Source organism: Lentzea sp. CC55, from assembly GCF_021056325.1.
Classification (GTDB): Bacteria; Actinomycetota; Actinomycetes; order Mycobacteriales; family Pseudonocardiaceae; genus Lentzea; species Lentzea jiangxiensis.
In genome coordinates this window covers 72,295-90,743 of sequence record NZ_JAJCXE010000014.1, presented here as the reverse complement: position 1 = coordinate 90,743, position 18,449 = coordinate 72,295, and the positions used below count along the sequence as shown (strand labels likewise).

The 18,449-nt window shown below is 71.0% G+C and carries 18 protein-coding genes; 16 read left to right on the top strand and 2 right to left on the bottom strand.

The window, feature by feature from the left end; all coding sequences use genetic code 11:
* From L6E10_RS10010 to L6E10_RS09970, 9 genes are all read left to right on the top strand, one after another.
* Positions 1–427: M23 family metallopeptidase (locus L6E10_RS10010; protein WP_236219009.1), on the top strand; the 427-nt coding region annotated here is incomplete at its 5' end.
* Between the two features lie 73 nt (positions 428–500).
* Positions 501–1,691: a class I adenylate-forming enzyme family protein gene (locus tag L6E10_RS10005; protein ID WP_236219007.1), complete on the top strand. Its 1,191-nt coding sequence runs from the start codon at positions 501–503 to the stop codon at positions 1,689–1,691.
* Positions 1,622–1,846: a hypothetical protein gene (locus tag L6E10_RS40745; protein WP_308102763.1), complete on the top strand. Its 225-nt coding sequence runs from the start codon at positions 1,622–1,624 to the stop codon at positions 1,844–1,846. Before L6E10_RS10005 ends, L6E10_RS40745 begins: the two co-directional genes overlap by 70 nt.
* A 275-nt stretch (positions 1,847–2,121) precedes the next feature.
* Entirely contained in the window at positions 2,122–3,633 is a 1,512-nt protein-coding gene (gene hutH, locus L6E10_RS09995; RefSeq protein WP_236219004.1) for a histidine ammonia-lyase, read from the top strand.
* Positions 3,630–4,400: a hypothetical protein gene (locus L6E10_RS09990; protein WP_236219002.1), complete on the top strand. Its 771-nt coding sequence runs from the start codon at positions 3,630–3,632 to the stop codon at positions 4,398–4,400. The genes hutH and L6E10_RS09990 overlap by 4 nt, the downstream gene beginning before the upstream one ends.
* A 13-nt stretch (positions 4,401–4,413) precedes the next feature.
* Positions 4,414–5,070 carry an O-methyltransferase gene (locus L6E10_RS09985; protein ID WP_236219000.1) on the top strand — a complete coding sequence of 219 codons (657 nt, stop codon included), beginning with the start codon at positions 4,414–4,416 and terminating at the stop codon, positions 5,068–5,070.
* Between the two features lie 88 nt (positions 5,071–5,158).
* A complete protein-coding gene (locus L6E10_RS09980) occupies positions 5,159–6,109 on the top strand; it encodes an LLM class F420-dependent oxidoreductase (RefSeq protein WP_236218998.1) in 951 nt (316 codons plus the stop codon).
* A gap of 2 nt (positions 6,110–6,111) precedes the next feature.
* The gene (locus tag L6E10_RS09975; protein ID WP_236218996.1) at positions 6,112–6,681 is read left to right on the top strand and encodes a TetR/AcrR family transcriptional regulator; all 570 of its coding nucleotides are present in this window, start codon (positions 6,112–6,114) and stop codon (positions 6,679–6,681) included.
* A gap of 42 nt (positions 6,682–6,723) precedes the next feature.
* Complete coding sequence (locus L6E10_RS09970; RefSeq protein WP_236218994.1) at positions 6,724–7,212, top strand: hypothetical protein; 489 nt, start codon at positions 6,724–6,726, stop codon at positions 7,210–7,212.
* Here L6E10_RS09970 and L6E10_RS09965 read toward each other — a convergent pair.
* A complete protein-coding gene (locus L6E10_RS09965) occupies positions 7,199–7,648 on the bottom strand; it encodes a peroxiredoxin (RefSeq protein WP_236218992.1) in 450 nt (149 codons plus the stop codon). The genes L6E10_RS09970 and L6E10_RS09965 overlap by 14 nt on opposite strands.
* Before the next feature lie 31 nt (positions 7,649–7,679).
* Here L6E10_RS09965 and L6E10_RS09960 point away from each other — a divergent pair, with 31 nt between their 5' ends.
* The 7 genes from L6E10_RS09960 to treZ all read left to right on the top strand — a co-directional run bounded on the left by L6E10_RS09960 (position 7,680) and on the right by treZ (position 18,075).
* Positions 7,680–8,591, top strand: coding sequence for a LacI family DNA-binding transcriptional regulator (locus tag L6E10_RS09960; RefSeq protein WP_236219017.1), 912 nt, complete (start codon positions 7,680–7,682; stop codon positions 8,589–8,591).
* A 103-nt stretch (positions 8,592–8,694) separates the two neighbouring features.
* Entirely contained in the window at positions 8,695–9,120 is a 426-nt protein-coding gene (locus L6E10_RS09955; protein WP_236218991.1) for a RidA family protein, read from the top strand.
* Positions 9,121–9,224: 104 nt separating this feature from the next.
* Positions 9,225–11,036 (top strand): 4-alpha-glucanotransferase, encoded by a 1,812-nt coding sequence (locus L6E10_RS09950; RefSeq protein WP_236218989.1) that lies wholly within the window; start codon positions 9,225–9,227, stop codon positions 11,034–11,036.
* A 93-nt stretch (positions 11,037–11,129) separates the two neighbouring features.
* On the top strand, positions 11,130–11,432 hold the full coding sequence (locus tag L6E10_RS09945; RefSeq protein WP_236218987.1) for a hypothetical protein: 303 nt from the start codon (positions 11,130–11,132) through the stop codon (positions 11,430–11,432).
* 780 nt (positions 11,433–12,212) lie between these two features.
* The gene (gene glgX / locus L6E10_RS09940; RefSeq protein WP_236218985.1) at positions 12,213–14,318 is read left to right on the top strand and encodes a glycogen debranching protein GlgX; all 2,106 of its coding nucleotides are present in this window, start codon (positions 12,213–12,215) and stop codon (positions 14,316–14,318) included.
* Positions 14,318–16,396, top strand: a complete 2,079-nt coding sequence (gene treY / locus L6E10_RS09935; protein WP_236218983.1) for a malto-oligosyltrehalose synthase — start codon at positions 14,318–14,320, stop codon at positions 16,394–16,396. Before glgX ends, treY begins: the two co-directional genes overlap by 1 nt.
* Complete coding sequence (treZ, locus tag L6E10_RS09930; RefSeq protein WP_236218981.1) at positions 16,393–18,075, top strand: malto-oligosyltrehalose trehalohydrolase; 1,683 nt, start codon at positions 16,393–16,395, stop codon at positions 18,073–18,075. The genes treY and treZ overlap by 4 nt, the downstream gene beginning before the upstream one ends.
* On the opposite strand, the gene L6E10_RS09925 is transcribed toward treZ, so the two are convergent.
* The gene (locus tag L6E10_RS09925) at positions 17,994–18,338 is read right to left on the bottom strand and encodes an ANTAR domain-containing protein (RefSeq protein ID WP_236218979.1); all 345 of its coding nucleotides are present in this window, start codon (positions 18,336–18,338) and stop codon (positions 17,994–17,996) included. The two genes, treZ and L6E10_RS09925, sit on opposite strands and share 82 nt — an antisense overlap.
* Positions 18,339–18,449 lie beyond the last annotated feature (111 nt).

Genomic DNA, 18,449 nt, shown 5'->3' with positions numbered 1-18,449 from the left:
CGAGACCGCGCGCGCCGCGGCCGAGGAGGCGGCGAAGCGGCCCCAGTGCGTCAGGCCGGCGCAGGGGTCGTTCACGTCCGGGTTCGGTGCCCGCTGGGGCACGAGCCACAACGGCATCGACATCGCGAACGCCATCGGTACGCCGATCGTCTCCGTCATGGACGGCACGGTCGTCGAGGCGGGGCCCGCGTCCGGGTTCGGGCTGTGGGTCCGCGTTCAGCACGAGGACGGCACCATCACCGTCTACGGGCACATGAACACCATCGACGTCGCACAGGGTGCGAAGGTCAAGGCCGGGCAGCAGATCGCGACGATCGGCAACCGCGGTCAGTCGACCGGGCCGCACCTGCACTTCGAGGTGTGGGTCGAGGGTGGTCAGAAGATCAACCCCGTGGGCTGGCTCGCCGCGCGTGGCGTGAGCATCTGAGCTGATTCACCCGCACGGCCGCGAAAAGTGCGGATAGTCTCCGGCCACGTCGCCGGGCAGCAGGCTCGGCGACGTGGAACCCGGAGCCGAGCCTGTGATCTACCGCAGCCCCCTGCCGGCGGTGGCCGTTCCCGAGCGCACGGTCCCCGAGCACGTCCTGCACCGCGCTCGCCACAACGACGAGATCGCGCTCGTCGACGCCGTCACGGACGAGTCGCTCACGTACGCCGAGCAGGTCGAGGCGGTGGCGCGAGGCCTTGTGCGCACAGGGATCCGTCCCGGTGACACGGTCGCGATCACGAGCTCGAACCGGCCGCTGTTCGCCGTCGGGCTGCACGCGGTCATGGCGGCGGGTGCGACGGCCGCGCTGATCAACCCGATGCTCACGCCGCGGGAGATCGTGCGGCTGAGCAGGCCCGCGAACGTCAGCCGGACGCTCGACCTCGACGACCTCCCCTGGGGCGGCAACGATTCCCCGCCGCCGGGAAATCCGCGCGCGCGTGCCGTGGTCCTGTTCTCCAGCGGTACCACCGGAGTCACGAAAGCCGTCGGGCTGAGCCACCGCGCGATCGTCGCGAACCCGGAGCAGCACCGCCCCGGCTGGCGCATCGGCGAGACCGACGTCCTCGCCGCGAACCTGCCGTTCTTCCACGTCCACGGCTTCACGATCATCCTCGACTCCGGCCTCCTCGGCGGTGCCGCGCTCGTGACGATGCCCCGCGGCGACGCCGGAACCTACCTGCGGCGCCTGGCGGACCACCGCGTCACGCGCGCCTGCCTGATGCCCCCGCTCGCCGCCGCCATCGCGGACCACGCCGGGCCGGTGCCGCACCCGCGCCTCGAACACGTCGCCCCGCTCGACGACGCCGTCCGCCGGGAGGCCGAGCGCAAGCTCGGAGCGCGCGTGCGGCAGGGCTACGGGCTCACCGAAGCCGGTGGCACGCACCAGACCTCCGACGACGACGGGGAATCCGACCCCGCGAGCATCGGGGTGCTCTGCCCCGGAACGGAGGCGCGCGTCGTCGAGCCGGGCACCGCGCAGGCGTTCGCGGACGGCTGGCTGCGCACCGGAGACCTCGTGCGGGTGCGCGACGGGCGCTTCCACGTCGTCGGCCGCGTCAGGAAAATGATCAGGTACAAGGGCTACCAGGTGGCGCCGGCCGAGCTGGAAGCGGTGCTGCGCCGACATCCGCCGTGCGGGACGCCGCCGTCGTCGGTGCGCCCGATCGGGTCAACGGTGAGGTGCCGAAGATCCTCGTGGTGACGCAAGGCGACGTCACGGCGGAGGACCTCATGGCGTTCGTGGCCGCGGAGGTGGCGCCCTGCAAGAAGGTGCGCCAAGTTGTCTTCGTGCGAGAGATACCGAGATCGGTGTCGGGCAAGTTCCTCCGCAGACCGCTGAAGGAAGCGGATCGGTGAAGTGCCCGAGGTGCAAGGGGTTCGCCCGGTCGGCGGCTGCGGACCCGGCGTCGTGGTCGACATCTCACGGCGCGCACCGCGGTTCACCCCGGTGGAGCAGTCCGGTGATCATTCGGCCCGAACCGTGCACGGAGCGTTCGGGCACCTCGGTATCGGCGTGAACGCGCCGCGGCACAGTTGAGAATTGCTCCTCGTTCACCTGCACAAGGCCCTTACTCGCCGACCGGTCAACGGGGATCGTCGCGAGTGGTTCCCCACAGTCCTCAGGAGGCGTCGTGCCTGTCGGAACATCCCCTGCTGCCGTGAACCTGGCCTCGGCACTCGAACCCGCGCACCTGGAACTCGCCCGTTCTCCGCTGCACGTTGAACTTCCCGGCGACGTGCGCGAGCGGGTGGCGCGCTGCCGCGAGTTCGTGCTCGAGGTCAGCGGGTCCGGCCGCGCCGTCTACGGCGTCACAACGGGTTTCGGTCCGCTCGTCGAGTTCGAGGGCCGCGCGGACGGCGCCGGCCAGAGCGACAACACCATCCTGCACCACATCGTCGGGCACGGCGAGCTGCTGCCGCCGGCGGTCGCCAGAGCGGCGGTCCTCGCACGCCTGTTCTCGTTGGCGCAGGGGCGGTCCGGCGTGTCCGAGCTGGTCGTGGACTCGCTGACCGCCATGCTGGGCACCGAGTTCGCCCCCGCGGTGCCACGGCTGGGCTCCGTCGGCGCGAGCGGCGACCTCCAGCCGCTCGCCTACGTGGCGCATGCGTTGCGCGGCAACGGCAACGCCTTCTTCCGAGGTCAGCTGCTCCCGGCGGGAGAAGCGCTGGCCCGTGCCGGCCTGGAGGAGCTGACCCTCGACGGCCGGGACGCGCTGGCGCTGGTGAACGGCATCTCGGTGACCGCCGCGGCACTCGGGCTCGCCGTGGCACAGGCGGTTCGCGCGCGCCGCACGGCGGAGCTGCTGTCCGCCCTGATGACCGACGTCCTGGGCTGCGGCACGGAGTTCACGTCGGTGCAGTTGCTGGCCGCGTTCGGGCACCCCGACGTGGCGGACACCGGTGCGGCGATCAGGACGTGGCTCGAGGGCAGCACGCCGTCGGGCGAGCGCCCGCTGCAGGAGGCCTACAGCATCCGGTGCACGCCACAGCTGATCGGCGCGGCCGCCACGAGCGTGCGGCACGCGGACGAGGTGGTGCGCCGCGACCTCAACGGCGTGAGCGACAACCCGCTGTTCTTCCCGGAGACCGGCGAGGTGGTGCACGGCGGCAACTTCTTCGGCCAGCCCAGCGCCTTCGCGGCCGACCAGCTCAACGTCGCGCTGGTGCAGCTGGGCAACCTGGCCGAGCGCCAGCTCGACCTCCTGGTGGATCCCCGGCGCACCGGCGGGTTGCCACCGATGCTCAGCCCGCTGCCCGGTCAGCACCACGCGCTGCAGGGCGTGCAGATCTCCGCGACGGCGACGGTGGCCGCGATGCGCCGCGCCGCCACGCCCGCCTCGGTGCAGAGCCTGCCCACGAACCTGCACAACCAGGACGTCGTGCCCTTCGGCACCCAGGCCGCGTTCACCGCGCTCGACCAGACGCGGCTGCTGCGCCACCTGCACGCCGGTCTCGCGGTCGCGCTGCGCCAGGCGGTGCACGTCGGTGCGCGGCGTCCACAGGCACCGCGGCTCGCCGAGGTCTTCGACCGGATCGCGGACGAGGTGCCGCCGGTCGTGGAGGACCGGCCGCTCGACACGGCGCTCGGCAGGGTAGCCGATCTCCTCGACACCGTTGCGTCCGAAGTGGAGGGTGCGCGATGAGTGCTCCTGTTCGCCTGCCCGTGTGGGGCCACACCTGGGTCGACCTGCCCGTGCTGCGCCTGCCGATGCCGGGGGAGGAGCTGATCCCGTGCGCGGACGGCTGCTTCCAGCTGCCCATCGTGATCACCACGCCGGAGGACCCCGTCGACCGCGCGGTGCACCGGTGGTTCCTCGGCCACCACGGTGCCTTCCTGGTCTGGAGGTTTCTTTCGGATTCACTCGATCGGCTGACACGCGAGCCTGATCCGCAACTGGTCCGCCTCACTGCGCTTGGATATGACGCGTACTCGGCGATGTTCGCCTATTCGGGCAGTTGTTCCCGTGAGGTGTACGAGGACGTCATCAGGCCGATGATGGTGGCGTTCGACCCGGCGTTCAGCGGGCGGTGGGCGCGTGACCACGAACCACTGCCCGGCCTGCTGCGCCGGGCGCGCGCCGCACTGGGGCCCGTGGCGGCCGCACCGCTCACCTCCGCGAGCAAGGCGAACCTGTTGGCACACCAGGAGGTCATGCGCAAACTCGTGCCCGACGGCCATTCACTGCTGCGCGAGTCGGGCCGTGCGCGCGTGCCCACCACCGACGCCGAGCGCGCCCGGTTCGACGAGTTCTTCCTCGTGAGCCGGGAGAACGTCTGCGTGAGCCGCTATCGCGCGCACCGCGCCGCCGTCCTGTCCGCTATCGGTCACGACCTCGCAAACCACCCGCTCGAGCCCGAGTGCGGAGCCACACTCGGGAGCAAGCTCAGGACTTTCGCCTCCCGACTATGAGAGAAGGCCGCGCGTGAACGACTTCAAGGCCGTGGTCATGACACCGCAGATCTACCGGTACGTGCGCGAACAGGCAGGTCAGCCGAGCGCGGTGCAGGAGAAGCTGATCGCCCGCACCGCCGAGCTCGGCGACTCGGCGGAGATGCAGATCCCGCACGAGCAGGCGGTCCTGCTGTCCCTGCTGGTCAAGCTCACCGGCGCGCAGACCGTGGTCGAGGTCGGTACCTACACCGGGTACTCCACGCTGGCGTTCGCGCAGGCGCTCCCGCCGCACGGCAGGGTCATCACGTGCGACCTCTCGGCCGAGTGGACGACGATCGCGGAGGAGGCGTGGCAGGCGGCGGGCGTGCGCGACCGGATCGACCTCCGGCTCGGCGCGGCCGCCAGGACCCTGGCGGAGCTGCCGGAGGAGCCGGTCATCGACCTGGTGTTCATCGACGCGGACAAGGTCGGGTACGTGCACTACTGGGACCTGCTGGTGCCGCGCGTGCGGCAGGGCGGGCTGCTGCTCGCGGACAACACGCTCTACTACGGCGACGCCGCGGCGGAGCAGCCGGAGGGCAACGCGGCCGCGATCGACGCGTTCAACCGGTTCGTGCGCAGGGACCCGCGGGTGGAGTCGGTGCTGGTGCCCATCGCGGACGGCCTGACGATGGCCAGGAAGAGGTAGGCCGCCGCGCGGTTGTGGGCATACCGACCGGTCGGTAGGGTGGTCTCGAAGTCAGAGACACTCCTAGAAGCTTGGGCTGGTGACGTTCATGGCTCGTTGGGGAATCACGCTGCCGCTGATCGGCGTGCCGGTGCTGGAGCACCGCGCGCTGGTGTCCGAGCTCGCCGGGCTCGGCTACACGGACGTGTGGTCGGCCGAGACGACCGGCACCGACGCGTTCACGCCGCTCGCGCTGGCCGCGCAGTGGTCCTCCGAGCTGCGCTTCGGCCCGGCGATCGCACCGGTCTACACGCGCGGCCCCGCGACGCTGGCGATGACCGCCGCGACGCTCGCCGAGGTGACCGGCGGGCGGTTCGTGCTGGGCATCGGCTCGTCGTCGCCCGCGATCGTGCAGCGCTGGAACGCGATCCCGTTCGAGGAGCCGTTCAAGCGCACCCGCGACACCCTGCGCTTCCTCAAGGCCGCGCTGGCGGGGGAGAAGGTCAGCGCCGACTACGACACGTTCTCGGTGAAGGGCTTCAAGCTGGAGCGCCCGCCGGCCGGGAAGGTCCCGATCATGCTCGCCGCGCTGCGCCCGAACATGCTGCGCCTCGCCGGTCGCGAGGCCGACGGCGCGATCACCAACTGGCTCGCCGCCACCGACGTCGCGAAGGTGCGCGCGGAGCTGGGCGAGGCCGAGCTCGCCGCCCGGATCTTCGTCTGCCCGACCGAGGACGCCGACGCCGCGCGGGCGCTCGGGCGCATGCTCATCAGCACCTACCTGACCGTGCCCGCCTACGCGGCGTTCCACGACTGGCTGGGCCGCGGCGAGGCGCTGCGCCCGATGCACGAGGCGTGGGCGGCGGGCGACCGCAAGGCCGCGTCCAAGGCCATCCCGGACGAGGTGGTGGACGCGCTGGTCGTGCACGGCTCGGCCGACGAGTGCCGCTCCCGCGTCGCCGAGTACCAGGCGGCCGGCGTCGACACCCCGATCATCGCGCTGCTCCCGACCGGCGGCGACCAGGTCGAGCAGGTGCGCGCGCTGGCGCCGAAGGGGTAGCGGTGCCCAGCGCGACCGAGCAGAAGATCATCGACGCGGCCGTGCGCCTGTTCGCGTCGCAGGGCTACGACGCGACGTCGGTGCAGGAGATCGTCAACGCCGCCGGGATCACCAAGGGCGCGCTGTACCACTACTTCCGCTCGAAGGACGACCTGCTCTTCGAGATCTACCGGCTGCTGATCACGGCCCAGTCCGCCGACATGGACCGGATCATCGGCCTCGGCCTGCCCGCGGCCGAGACGGTGCGCGAGATCCTCGTGTCGCTCGTCGTCTCGACCGCCGGGCGGGTGGACGAGACCGCGGTGTTCGTCCGGGAGATGCCGCGGCTCGGCGAGGAGCGGATGGCCGACTTCCGCGCCGAACGCCGCCGCTACCACGAGACGTTCCTCGCGGTCGTGGAGAAGGGGCAGGCGGACGGCGAGTTCAGCTCCGCGGTCCCCGCGGACACGGTCGTGCGGATCGCGCTCGGCGTCGTGAACCAGTTGCCCGTGTGGTACCGGCCGGACGGGCCGAAGACACCCGGCCGGCTCGCCGGCGAGATCGCCGACTTCGTGCTGGCGGGCCTGCGGTAACGGCGGGTGGTGCATGATCGACCTCCCAGGTGAGGGGGTCCCATGTCGAACACACCCGCGGAGTACGGCGTCGCGCCACCGCTGCACGAGGTTCCCCGGTCACCCAGGTGGCCGTGGGTGCTGATGCTCGTCGTCGCCCTTCTCGCCGTGGGCGGGGTGGTGTACGGACCCCAGGTCGTGGACTCGGTGCGCGCCGCCGTGCGGCCGGCCGGGGCGGAGCCACCGCCGCCGGTCGAGCCGCCGCCGCCCGTTCCGGCGATGCGGTCCGTGGTGTTCGAGGTGACGGGGCTCGGCAAGGCCTTCAACGTCACCGCGACGGCGGGCACGTCCGTCAAGAACGAGGCGGGCGTGACGCTGCCGTGGAGGCATGTCGTCCAGGTGCCGGCCGACGCGCCGAAGACGGTGATGCTCGTCGTGGTCGCGGGCCCGGACGGTGCCGAGGTGCACGGCAGGTACACCGTCGACGGAGTGGTCGTCCGGACGGGCAGCGCGTCCGGGCCCTACGGCGTCCTGACGATCACCGACTCCTGAGCACCGCCAGCGCCTTGTCGGCGTGGGCGTTCATCGAGAACTCGCTCTTGACCACTTCGACGACCACGCGGTCCGCGCCGATGACGAACGTGTGCCGCTTGACCGGGATCGGCCCGAACCGGCGCTTGACGCCGAACTGCTCCGCGACCTCGCCGTCCACGTCGGCGAGCAGCGGGTAGTCGAAGCCGTTGAGCTCGGCGAACTTCTTCTGCGTCGCCACGTCGTCGCGCGAGATCCCGACGCGCTGGGCGCCCACCTCCGCGAACTCGGCGGCGAGGTCGCGGAAGTGGCAGCTCTGCGCCGTGCAGCCGGAGGTCATGGCGGCGGGGTAGAAGAACAGCACGACCGGGCCGTTCTCGAGCAGCGCGGACAGCTTGCGCTCGGTGCCGTCCTGGTCGGGCAGGGAGAAGTCGGGGGCGACGTCGCCGGGCTTCATGGATCTCCAATACGCTCGGGCCGTGACCAGCATGTCCGACGTGGCCAAGGCCGCAGGGGTGTCCGCTGCGACCGTATCGCGCGCCCTGCGGGGCGAACCGGGCGTGTCCGAGGCGACCAGGCAGCACGTGAGCGAGGTCGCGCGGCAGATGAAGTACGCCATCGCGCGGGACGCCTCGTCCTTGGCCGGTGGGCGCCGGTACGCGATCGCGGTGCTCACGTCCGAGGTCAGCCCGGTGCTCGCGGGCGCGGAGGGAGCGCTGCGGCAGGCCGGGTACGACGTGCTGCTCTACGTCCTCGGCGACGCCGCCGCCCGCGCGAAGTTCTTCGGCGAGCTGCCGCTCGGCCGCCGCGTGGACGGCGTGCTGCTGCTGTCGATGTCGCTGTCCGCCGCCGAACAGGCCGCGCTGGAGTCGCTGGAGGTCCCGCACGTCGCGGTCGACGACGCGGACCTGCGGCACGCGCTGCGGACCGCCGTCGCGCACCTCGTGGCCCTCGGGCACCACGACGTCGCCCTGGTCCTGTCCGACGGCGTCGACGAGACCTACGACGAGATCCTGGCCGCGGCCGGGCTCACCGTCCGTCCGGAGTGGACGGTGTGGTGCTCGCCGACCGTCGACGGCGGCGAGCAAGTGGTCGACGTGCTGCTCGACGGCGAACGCCTGCCCACGGCGGTCATCAGCTCGAACGGCGCCGCGGCGGTGGGGATCTTCCTGCGCGTGCAGCGCGACGGGCGCGCGGTGCCGGACGAGGTGTCGATCGTGTCGCTCGACGGGCAGGAGCTCACCCGCGTGGTCGGGCTGACCGCCGTCGAGGGGGCGGCGAAGGAGCAGGGGGAGCGGGCGGTCGCGGACCTGTTCACGCTGATCAGGGGTGGGGAGGTCGAGCCGGCCGAGCACCCGGTGCGGCTGGTGGTGCGCAACTCCAGCGGGCCGGTGGGCTGACGGGCTCCCGCCCGAGGCCGAGCCGTTCGCGCGGTGCGTGCCGGCGAGCCCGGCCGTTCGCGTTCCGCGACGCCCGCGCCGGTCCGGACCGTAGGGTGGCGCCATGCCCGCCGAAGAGCGCCTCACCGACGTGCCCGAGCTCCCCGCGACCCCCGGCTACGCCCACGCCGTGACGGTCTCCGGCACGCTCGCGTTCGTCTCCGGGCAGGTGTCCGTCGACGCCGCGGGCTGCGTGGTCGGGGTGGACGACCTGGCCGCCCAGACGCGGCAGGCGCTGAGCAATCTTCATCACGTCATCTCCAGGTTTGGAGCTGACTGGTCGGATGTCGTGAAGTTCACGTGGTACGTGCTCGACGCCTCGGAGGTTCAGACCATTCGGGACGTTCGTGACGAGATCCTGCGTCCCGCGCTGGGAGAAGTGCACAACCCGGCCAGCACGTTGGTTCAGGTCGCGGCGTTGTTCGGGCCCGATTTCCTCGTCGAGGTCGAGGCGGTCGTCGCTGTTCCCCGCGAAGCATCGGATGTTTGATGGGGTACACCGGGAGTGTGCCTCCCGACCGGCCTGCACCCATCGGGTGACCAGGGACCATTTGCTCTGGTAATGCTCGCCGAGCTGTGACATAGCTTGTACCCGTGGAGCAGTTGGCGCGGCTGGCGGACGCTTGGGGCGTCGCCACTCGGTACGAGAATGCGGACCAGCAAGAGGTCGTCGTCGACACCGAGGTCGTCGTCAAGGTCTTGGCGCAGTTCGGCGTGGACGCGTCCACTGAGGACTCCATAGCCCGCGAGCTGGCTCGCGTGGACCGGCGTCGTGCCGAGCGCAAGCTGCCGCCGACGATCGTCGTCCGCGAGTACGAGACGTACGACCTCCACGGCCCCGCGACGATCGAGCTGGAGGACGGCACGTCGCTCGCCGTCGAGCGGCACCTGCCGGACAGCCTGCCGCTCGGGTGGCACCGCGTCGTCACCGCCGAGCAGACCGTCACGCTCGCCGTCGCGCCCAGGACGTTGCCGGAGGTGCCGCACACCTGGGGCTGGATGCTGCAGCTCTACGCCGCGCGCTCGAAGGACTCGTGGGGGATGGGCGACTTCGCCGACCTCGCCACGATCGCCCGCCGCAGCAGCCTCGAGCTCGACGCCGGCGTCGTGCTGGTGAACCCCGTGCAGGCGCCGAGCCCGACCCACCCGGTCGAGCGCTCGCCCTACTCGCCCGCGACCCGGCGGTTCGCGAACCCGCTCTACCTGCGCGTGACCGAGACGGCCGAGTTCCTGCAGGCCTGTCCGCGCACCCGGCAGCTCGTCCGGGACCTGCGGCCGCCGAACCAGGACCTGATCGACTACGACGCGATCTGGGACGCCAAGAAGCAGGCCCTCGAGCTGCTGTTCCCCGGCGGCGACGTCGAGATGGACGCCGAGCTGGAGAAGTTCGCGACCTACTGCGCGCTCGCCGAGGTCCACGGCGCGGACTGGCGCGAGTGGCCGCAAGACCGCGAGGAACCGTCACGCGAACGGGTGGCGTTCTACGCCTGGGTCCAGCACCTGTGCACCCGGCAGCTGCAGGACGTGCGGCTGGCCGCGCACGAGGCGGGCATGGCCGTCGGCGTCATCCACGACCTCCCGGTGGGCGTAGCCCCCGGCGGCGCGGACACCTTCGCCGACCCCGACGCGTTCGCCATCGACGTGACGGTCGGCGCGCCGCCCGACGCGTTCAGCGCGGACGGCCAGGGCTGGGGGCTGCCGCCGTGGCGCCCGGACCGGCTCGCCGAGACCGGCTACCGGCCGTTCCGGCAGGTGCTGCGCAGCGTCCTGCAGCACGCGGACGGCATCCGCATCGACCACGTCGCCGGGCTCTGGCGGCTCTGGTGGATCCCGCCGGGCGAGCCGCCGTCGCGCGGCACGTACGTCTACTACGACGCCGACGCGATGCTCGGCGTGCTCGCGCTCGAGGCCTACCGGGCCGGCGCCGTCGTCGTCGGCGAGGACCTCGGCACGGTCGAGCCCGTCGTCACGAAGACGTTGCAGGAGAACGGCATGCTCACGAGCGCCGTCCTCTACTTCCAGCGCGACTACTACGCGGAGGGGCACCCCCTGATCCCGCCGTCGCAGTGGAACCCGAACCAGATGGCCAGCATCTCCACGCACGACCTCCCGACCGCGGCGACGTTCTTCGCGGGCGAGGACGGTCCGGACTTCGACGAGCTGATGCGCCAGGAAGGCGTGAAGGCCGCCGACAGGGTCGAGGGCGCCCACGAGTTGCTCGCGCAGGCACCCTGCGCGTTGGTCCTGACTTCACCTCAGGACGCTCTGCGGGAAACCCGGCAGCCGAACGTGCCGGGCACGATCGACGAGCACCCCAACTGGAGGATCCCGCTCCCGGTGTCCCTGGACGAGTTCTTCCCGCGCGTCCGGGAGATCACCAGGCCCCTCCGCAACCGCGAAAGATGACACTTTCGCGTAACGGCAGGTCACACACTTGCGGAGTACTGTAGGGCCGTCACCCGACGGCGGACGACGAACGTTTTGGAGGTGGCGTACCAGATGAGCTCAGCCGTGGGCACGCGGACATCGACCGGCGTGCTCGAACTGGCCGTCGAGCAGGTCCTCGCTTCGGTGAGACCGACCGCGCTCGGCGACCCGGTGGCCGGGGCACGGCGCGCGGAGGAGTCGCTGCGCGACGCACTGCGGGACGCCGGTCCCGTCGAGGACAACGTCGCCCTGCAGCACGCGCTGGCTTGTGCGGAAGCTGCTTGTGAACACCTGAAGTACGCGGAGATCCAGGAAGCCCGCACCCTCTTGACCGCCGCCCGCGGCCAACTGGTGCTGGCGCACGAAGGAGTGTGACTGCGCCCGGTAGTCGCCTGACGGTGACGATCACACGATCGAATAAAGCCGCTCCCACTCCTGTGAGAACCCTCCTGTGGCGGGCCGACAACGTCGGTGCCCGCTCGTAGGGTTCGGAGTGTGATCGTCCACCAGGCCTACCGGCGCGCACCGGACCCGGCACCGGCGCGGACCCCGTCCGCGCCCCGCGGTGCCGCGCGGTCCGCGACCGCTCTCGCGTGGGTGTCGATGTGCTGGTCTGTGGCCGCTCTTGCGTGGGTGTTGACGTGCCGGTCTGTGGCCGCTCTTGCGTGGGTGTTGACGTGCCGGTCTGTGGCCGCTCTTGCGCGGGCGTTGACGTGTCGGTCCGGGACCGCTCTCGCGCGGGCGTCGACCTGCCCGTCCACCTCCCCGAGCGGTGAGCGCGCGGGACGGGGCCGTCCCGCGCCCGGGAACCTCCCGGAGTTTCGTCACCCTCACGCGTACGAAGCGCCCCGGCTGGGTAGTCGTCTGGGCGTGGCCGACCGCTCGTTCCCGTCGTCGAAGTCCCGCCCCGCCCGCGGCCCGGCGAAAGCCGGCTTACCGCCGCACGTCCGGGTGCCCGGACGTGCGCACCGAGGGCCGGCGGGGGCAGCGCCCAGCCGCCGGGGAGGAACACCCGAACAGCACCACCAGGCCCGGTGAACCCCAACCGGAACACCGGACCAGCAGAGGACCCGGACCCCCGGAATCGGCGTGGTGCAAGCACCTCACCGCCCGGATAAGGTCTGACAGCAGCCGCAGCTTGTGACGAGGAGCATCGTGCGACCCTGGCCTGGAAGGCCCTACCCGCTTGGCGCCGGATACGACGGCGTGGGCACCAATTTCGCCCTGTTCTCCGAGGTCGCGGAGTACGTCGAGCTCTGCCTCTTCGACGAGGACGGCACCGAGACACGTGTGAGGCTCCCGGAGGTGGACGGCTTCGTCCACCACGGCTACCTGCTGGGCGTCGGCCCCGGGCAGCTGTACGGATACCGAGTGCACGGCCCGCACGACCCCTCAAGGGGCCTGCGGTGCAACCCCAACAAGCTCCTGATCGACCCGTACGCCAAGGCGATCTCCGGCGGCCTCACGTGGGACGAGGCGCTGTACGGGTACAAGTTCGGCTCGCCCGACGAGCGCAACGACGCCGACTCGGCGCCGCACGTGCCGAAGTCGGTCGTGGTGAACCCGTTTTTCGACTGGTCGAACGACAGGCAGCCGCGGACGCCGTACAACGAGAGCGTCATCTACGAGGCGCACGTCCGCGGCCTCACCATCGACCACCCGGAGATCCCGCCGCGCCTGCGGGGCACCTACGCGGGCCTCGCACACCCGGTGATGATCGACCACCTGACGAAGCTCGGGGTCACCGCGGTCGAGCTGATGCCGGTGCACCAGTTCGTCAGCGACCACACCCTGATCGAGCGGCGCCTCAGCAACTACTGGGGCTACAACACGATCGGGTTCTTCGCTCCGCACGACGCCTACGCGGCGATGCCGCTCAACCAGGTGCAGGAGTTCAAGGGCATGGTCCGCGCCCTGCACCAGGCGAACATCGAGGTCATCCTCGACGTCGTCTACAACCACACGGCCGAGGGCAACCACCTGGGCCCGACGTTGTCCATGCGCGGCATCGACAACGAGGCGTACTACCGCCTCGTCGAGGACGACCCGAAGTTCTACATGGACTACACGGGCACCGGGAACTCGCTGAACGTGCGCACGCCGCACACGCTGCAGCTGATCATGGACTCGCTGCGGTACTGGGTCACCGAGATGCACGTCGACGGCTTCCGGTTCGACCTCGCCGCCACGCTGGCCCGCGAGTTCTACGACGTGGACCGGCTGGCGACGTTCTTCGAGGTCGTGCAGCAGGACCCGGTGGTGTCGCAGGTCAAGCTGATCGCGGAGCCGTGGGACGTCGGTCCCGGTGGCTACCAGGTCGGCAACTTCCCTCCGCTGTGGACGGAGTGGAACGGCAAGTTCCGCGACACGGTCCGCGACTTCTGGCGCGGTGAGCCCGCAACCCTCGGCGAGTTCGCCTCGCGCATCACCGGCTCGTCCGACCTCTACCAGGACGACGGCCGCCGCCCCTACGCGTCGATCAACTTCGTCACGGCGCACGACGGCTTCACGATGAACGACCTGGTGTCGTACAACGAGAAGCACAACGAGGCCAACGGCGAGGACAACAACGACGGCGAGAGCCACAACCGGTCCTGGAACTGCGGCGTCGAGGGCCCGACGGACGACCCGGAGGTCCTCGCGCTGCGGCAGCGGCAGCGGCGCAACCTGATGGCGACGATGCTGCTCGCGCAGGGCGTGCCGATGATCGTGAACGGCGACGAGTTCGGCCGCACGCAGCACGGCAACAACAACGCGTACTGCCAGGACAACGAGGTCTCCTGGGTCGACTGGTCGCTGCTCGAGGCCAACTCCGAGCTGATGGAGTTCACCTCGGCGATCACGGCGTTCCGCAAGGCGCACCCGGTGTTCCGGCGCCGCCGCTTCTTCGCGGGCAGGCCCATCCGCAAGGGCGAGGAGCTGCGCGACATCGCGTGGTTCACGCCGTCGGGCGAGGAGATGACCGAGCAGAACTGGGAGGACGACTTCGGCAAGTGCATCGTCGTCTTCTTCAACGGCGAGGGCATCCCCGACCTCGACTCGCGCGGCATGCGGGTGGTCGACGACTCGTTCCTGATGGCGTTCAACGCGCACTACGAGGACATCGAGGTGACGCTGCCCGAGGCCGAGTACGGCCCCGAGTGGAGGGTCGTGGTCGACACGGCGACCGGGATGGTCGGCAACGGCGAGAAGCCGATCGCCGCGTCCGGCACGCTGAACCTCACGGCGCGCTCGCTCGTCGTGCTGCAGAGGGTGGGCTGATGGCCGCGCCGACTTCCACGTACCGCGTCCAGTTCACGCCGTCCTTCACGTTCGCCGACGCCGCCGGTGTCGCGGACTACCTGGCCCGCCTCGGCATCGGCGCGCTCTACGCCTCACCGATGCTCGACGCGCGGGAGGGGTCGACGCACGGCTACGACGTCGTCGACCCGACCAGGGCGAGGCCCGAGCTCGGCGGCGACGCCGGGCGCGCGGCGCTGCAGGACGAGCTGAAGTCGCACGGGCTCGGCCTGGTGGTCGACATCGTGCCGAACCACATGGTCGTGCCGAACCCGTGGTGGGACGACGTCCTCGAGCACGGGCAGGCCTCGCGCTACGCGCGGTACTTCGACATCGACTGGTCGTCGGGCAAGGTGCTGCTGCCGGTGCTCGCGGAGGACGCCGAGGACGAGGTCCACGAGCACTACCTCAAGGCGAACTGGCGGCGCGGCAACACCGAGCTCAACTACCGCCGCTTCTTCGACATCACCGAGCTGGCGGCCATCCGCGTCGAGGACCCGGAGGTGTTCGAGGCGACCCACCGCGAGGTGCTGTCGTGGGGCGTCACGGGGCTGCGCATCGACCACCCGGACGGCCTCGCCGACCCCGGCGGTTACTTCCGGCGGCTGCGCGAGCACTTCGACGGCTGGCTGGTCGTCGAGAAGATCCTCGGCCCGGACGAGGCGCTGCCGCAGAGCTGGCCCGTCGACGGCACCACGGGCTACGACGCGCTGCGCGAGGTCTGCGGGGTCTTCATCGCGCTGACCGACTCGTTCTCGGGCGACTTCCACGAGGTCGAGCACGCCTCGCGGCAGCAGGTCGCCGACTCGATCCTGGTGGCGGAGGTGCGCAGGATCGCGCGGCTCGTGCAGGGCGTCGAGTTCGAGGACGCCTGCCGGGCGGTCGCCGAGGTCATGGTCAACTTCCCGGTGTACCGGTCGTACCTGCCGGAGGGCCGGCGGTACTGGGAGACCGCGGTCAGGCTGAGCAGGTCGCCCGCCGTGCAGGCGCTCGACGAGCAGGTCCGCGCGGATCCGCACGGCGAGCTGGCGACGAGGATCCAGCAGACCTCCGGGATGGTCGTCGCGAAGGGCACCGAGGACACCGCGTTCTACCGGTACACCAACTTCGTGGCGCTCAACGAGGTCGGCGGTTCCCCCGACCGCTTCGGGATGTCGGTCGACGAGTTCCACCAGCGGGCGGCCCGGCGCGAGTCCGCCGAGCCGGCCGCGATGACCGCGCTGTCGACGCACGACACCAAGCGGTCGGAGGACGTGCGGGCCAGGCTCGCGGTGCTGGCCGAGATCCCGGACGAGTACCTGTCGTTCGAGACCGCGATGACCGGCAGGTTCGGCCTGTCCGAGCCGACGCTGAACCGCCTGGCGTGGCAGTCGGTCGTCGGCGCGTGGCCGCTCACCGAGGAGCGCCTGGGCCAGTACCTGGAGAAGGCGTCGCGGGAAGCGAAGATCAGGACGTCGTGGGTCGACCGGGACGCCGAGTTCGACGCCGAGGTGGCCGCGTGGCCCGCCAAGGCGCTGAAGTCGCCGGAGGTCGCCGCCTTCGCCGAGCGGATCAAGGTGCCCGGCTGGTCGAACTCGCTGGGGCAGAAGCTGGTCCAGCTCACGGCACCGGGTGTGCCGGACGTCTACCAGGGCACGGAGCTGTGGGACTTCTCGCTGGTCGACCCGGACAACCGCCGTCCGGTCGACTACGAGGTGCGCCGCCAGTTGCTCGACCGCATCGAGTCCGGCTGGCTGCCGGAGGTCGACGACTCGGGCGCGGCCAAGCTCCTCGTCGTGCAGAAGGCGTTGCACGTGCGCAAGCGCGGCCTGCGCGGCTACCGGCCGTTGCAGGCCGAGGGCGCGGCCGCCGAGCACGTGCTGGCGTTCGAGCGGTCCGGCGTGATCACGGTGGCGACCAGGCTGCCCGTCGGCCTGGAGCGCAAGGGCTGGCAGGGAACGGTTCTGCCGCTGCCGGCCGGCACGTGGACGGACGCGCTGACCGGGCGTCCGGCGACGGAGGACCTGGCGTCGTTGCTCGGCACCTATCCGGTGGCACTGCTGGTGCGGGGGGATCTGTGAGCTTCTCCGTCTGGGCGCCGACGCCCGAGTCGGTGCAGGTGAGGGTCGGCGGCGTCGACCACCCGATGAAGCGCGAAGGCGACTGGTGGCACTCGGAGGCCGAGTCGCCGGCGGGCACGGACTACGCGTTCGTCATCGAGGGCGAGGCGTACCCGGACCCCCGGTCGCTGTGGCAGCCGAACGGCGTGCACGAGGCCTCGCGCGTCTACGCGCACGACTTCGAGTGGACCGACGCGGCGTGGACGGGCAGGGCGTTGCCGGGCGGGGTGATCTACGAGCTCCACATCGGCACGTTCACGCCCGAGGGCACGTTCGACGCGGCCATCGGCAAGCTCGACCACCTGGTCGAGCTCGGCATCACGTTCGTCGAGGTCATGCCGGTCAACAGCTTCGACGGTGTGGAGGGCTGGGGCTACGACGGCGTCCTGTGGGGTGCCGTGCACGAGCCCTACGGCGGGCCGGACGGGTTCAAGCGGTTCGTCGACGCCTGCCACGCGCGGGGCCTCGCCGTGCTGCTCGACGTCGTCTACAACCACCTCGGGCCCTCCGGCGCGTACCTCGACAAGTTCGGGCCGTACTTCGCGGGCCGCAACGACTGGGGTCCCGGCCTCAACCTCGACGGGCCGGGTTCGGACGAGGTGCGCCGGTACGTCATCGACAACGCGGTGCAGTGGCTGCGCGACTTCCACGTCGACGGCCTGCGCCTGGACGCCGTGCACGCCCTGGCGGACTCGCGCGCGGTGCACGTCCTCGAGGAGATGGCCGTCGCGGTGGACGCGCTGTCCGCGTCGGTGGGCCGCCCGCTCACCCTGATCGCGGAGTCCGACCTCAACGACGCGAAGCTCGTGACCGCTCGTGAAGGTGGTGGGTACGGGCTGCACGCGCAGTGGTCGGACGACCTGCACCACTGCCTGCACGTGGCGCTGACGGGCGAGACCTTCGGCTACTACGAGGACTTCGCCGCGCCGGGAGCGGTGAAGACCACGCTGGAGAAGGTGTTCTTCCACGCCGGCACCTGGTCGTCGTTCCGGGGAAGGCACCACGGCAAACCCGTCGACACCGCGCTGATCCCCGGTCACCGGTTCCTCGCCTACACGCAGAACCACGACCAGATCGGCAACCGCGCCGCGGGCGACCGCCTGACCGCGACCGTGCCGACGTCGAAGTTGTTGTGCGCGGCGGCAATCGTGCTGTGCTCGCCGTACACGCCCATGATCTTCATGGGGGAGGAGTGGGCGGCGTCCACGCCCTGGCAGTTCTTCGCGTCCTTCCCGGACGAGGGGCTCGCGGAGGCGGTCAGGACGGGCCGCCGGCGTGAGTTCTCGCGGCACGGGTGGGGGGAGTCGGACGTCCCGGACCCGATGTCGCCGCAGACGGTCGAGAACTCGCGGCTGCGCTGGGACGAGCTGCGTGAAGGTGGTCACGCGGAGGTGTTCGAGACGTACCGCGCGCTGATCGCGTTGCGCCGCTCCCGCCCGGAGCTGGCAGACCCGCGGTTGGACAGGTTCGTGGTCGAGCAGGACGGGGAGTGCCTGGTGCTGCACCGCGGCACTACCCGCGTGGTGGTCAACCTCGGCACGACCCCCGTCCCGCTACCTCAGGGAGACGTGCTGCTGACCTCCTCGGCGAACCCGTCGTCGCTCTCACCGGAGTCGTTCGCGGTGGTCGCGTCGACGTGATCCCACAGCATCTGGTCGGCCACCTTGACGGTCCGGCCGAGGTGCGCGTGCACGAACGCCGCCACCAACCGGTCGGCGGCGACGTGCAGCTTGATGTTGTGGTGCTGGGAGATGTGCACCAGCAGCTGGAACGCCTGCTGGGGTGTGCAGGGCTTGCGTGCGGCGATCAGGCCAGTGGCCTGCCCGATGACTGTCCGGGACACCAGAGCTTTGCGCAGCCCCGCCACCTCGGCCTCGAGGGCGGTGATTCTCGCGGACGACACCGCCTTCTCCTTTCGCGTCGTCACGGTCACAGCGGCATGCCGGTGTGACGACGACTGCTCTGGAGCGCAGTGCGAAGGGCGGGCGCACCCAGGGCAAGCCGTCACATCGGC

What these genes read in the sequence shown, in the direction of transcription:
- L6E10_RS09990 (WP_236219002.1), top strand. Translation starts at nt 3,630, where the DNA reads ATGAGTGCTCCTGTTCGCCTGCCCGTGTGGGGCCACACCTGGGTCGAC.
- L6E10_RS09980 (WP_236218998.1), top strand. Translation starts at nt 5,159, where the DNA reads ATGGCTCGTTGGGGAATCACGCTGCCGCTGATCGGCGTGCCGGTGCTG.
- L6E10_RS09970 (WP_236218994.1), top strand. Translation starts at nt 6,724, where the DNA reads ATGTCGAACACACCCGCGGAGTACGGCGTCGCGCCACCGCTGCACGAG.
- L6E10_RS09965 (WP_236218992.1), bottom strand. Translation starts at nt 7,648, where the DNA reads ATGAAGCCCGGCGACGTCGCCCCCGACTTCTCCCTGCCCGACCAGGAC.
- L6E10_RS09960 (WP_236219017.1), top strand. Translation starts at nt 7,680, where the DNA reads ATGTCCGACGTGGCCAAGGCCGCAGGGGTGTCCGCTGCGACCGTATCG.
- L6E10_RS09955 (WP_236218991.1), top strand. Translation starts at nt 8,695, where the DNA reads ATGCCCGCCGAAGAGCGCCTCACCGACGTGCCCGAGCTCCCCGCGACC.
- L6E10_RS09945 (WP_236218987.1), top strand. Translation starts at nt 11,130, where the DNA reads ATGAGCTCAGCCGTGGGCACGCGGACATCGACCGGCGTGCTCGAACTG.
- treY (WP_236218983.1), top strand. Translation starts at nt 14,318, where the DNA reads ATGGCCGCGCCGACTTCCACGTACCGCGTCCAGTTCACGCCGTCCTTC.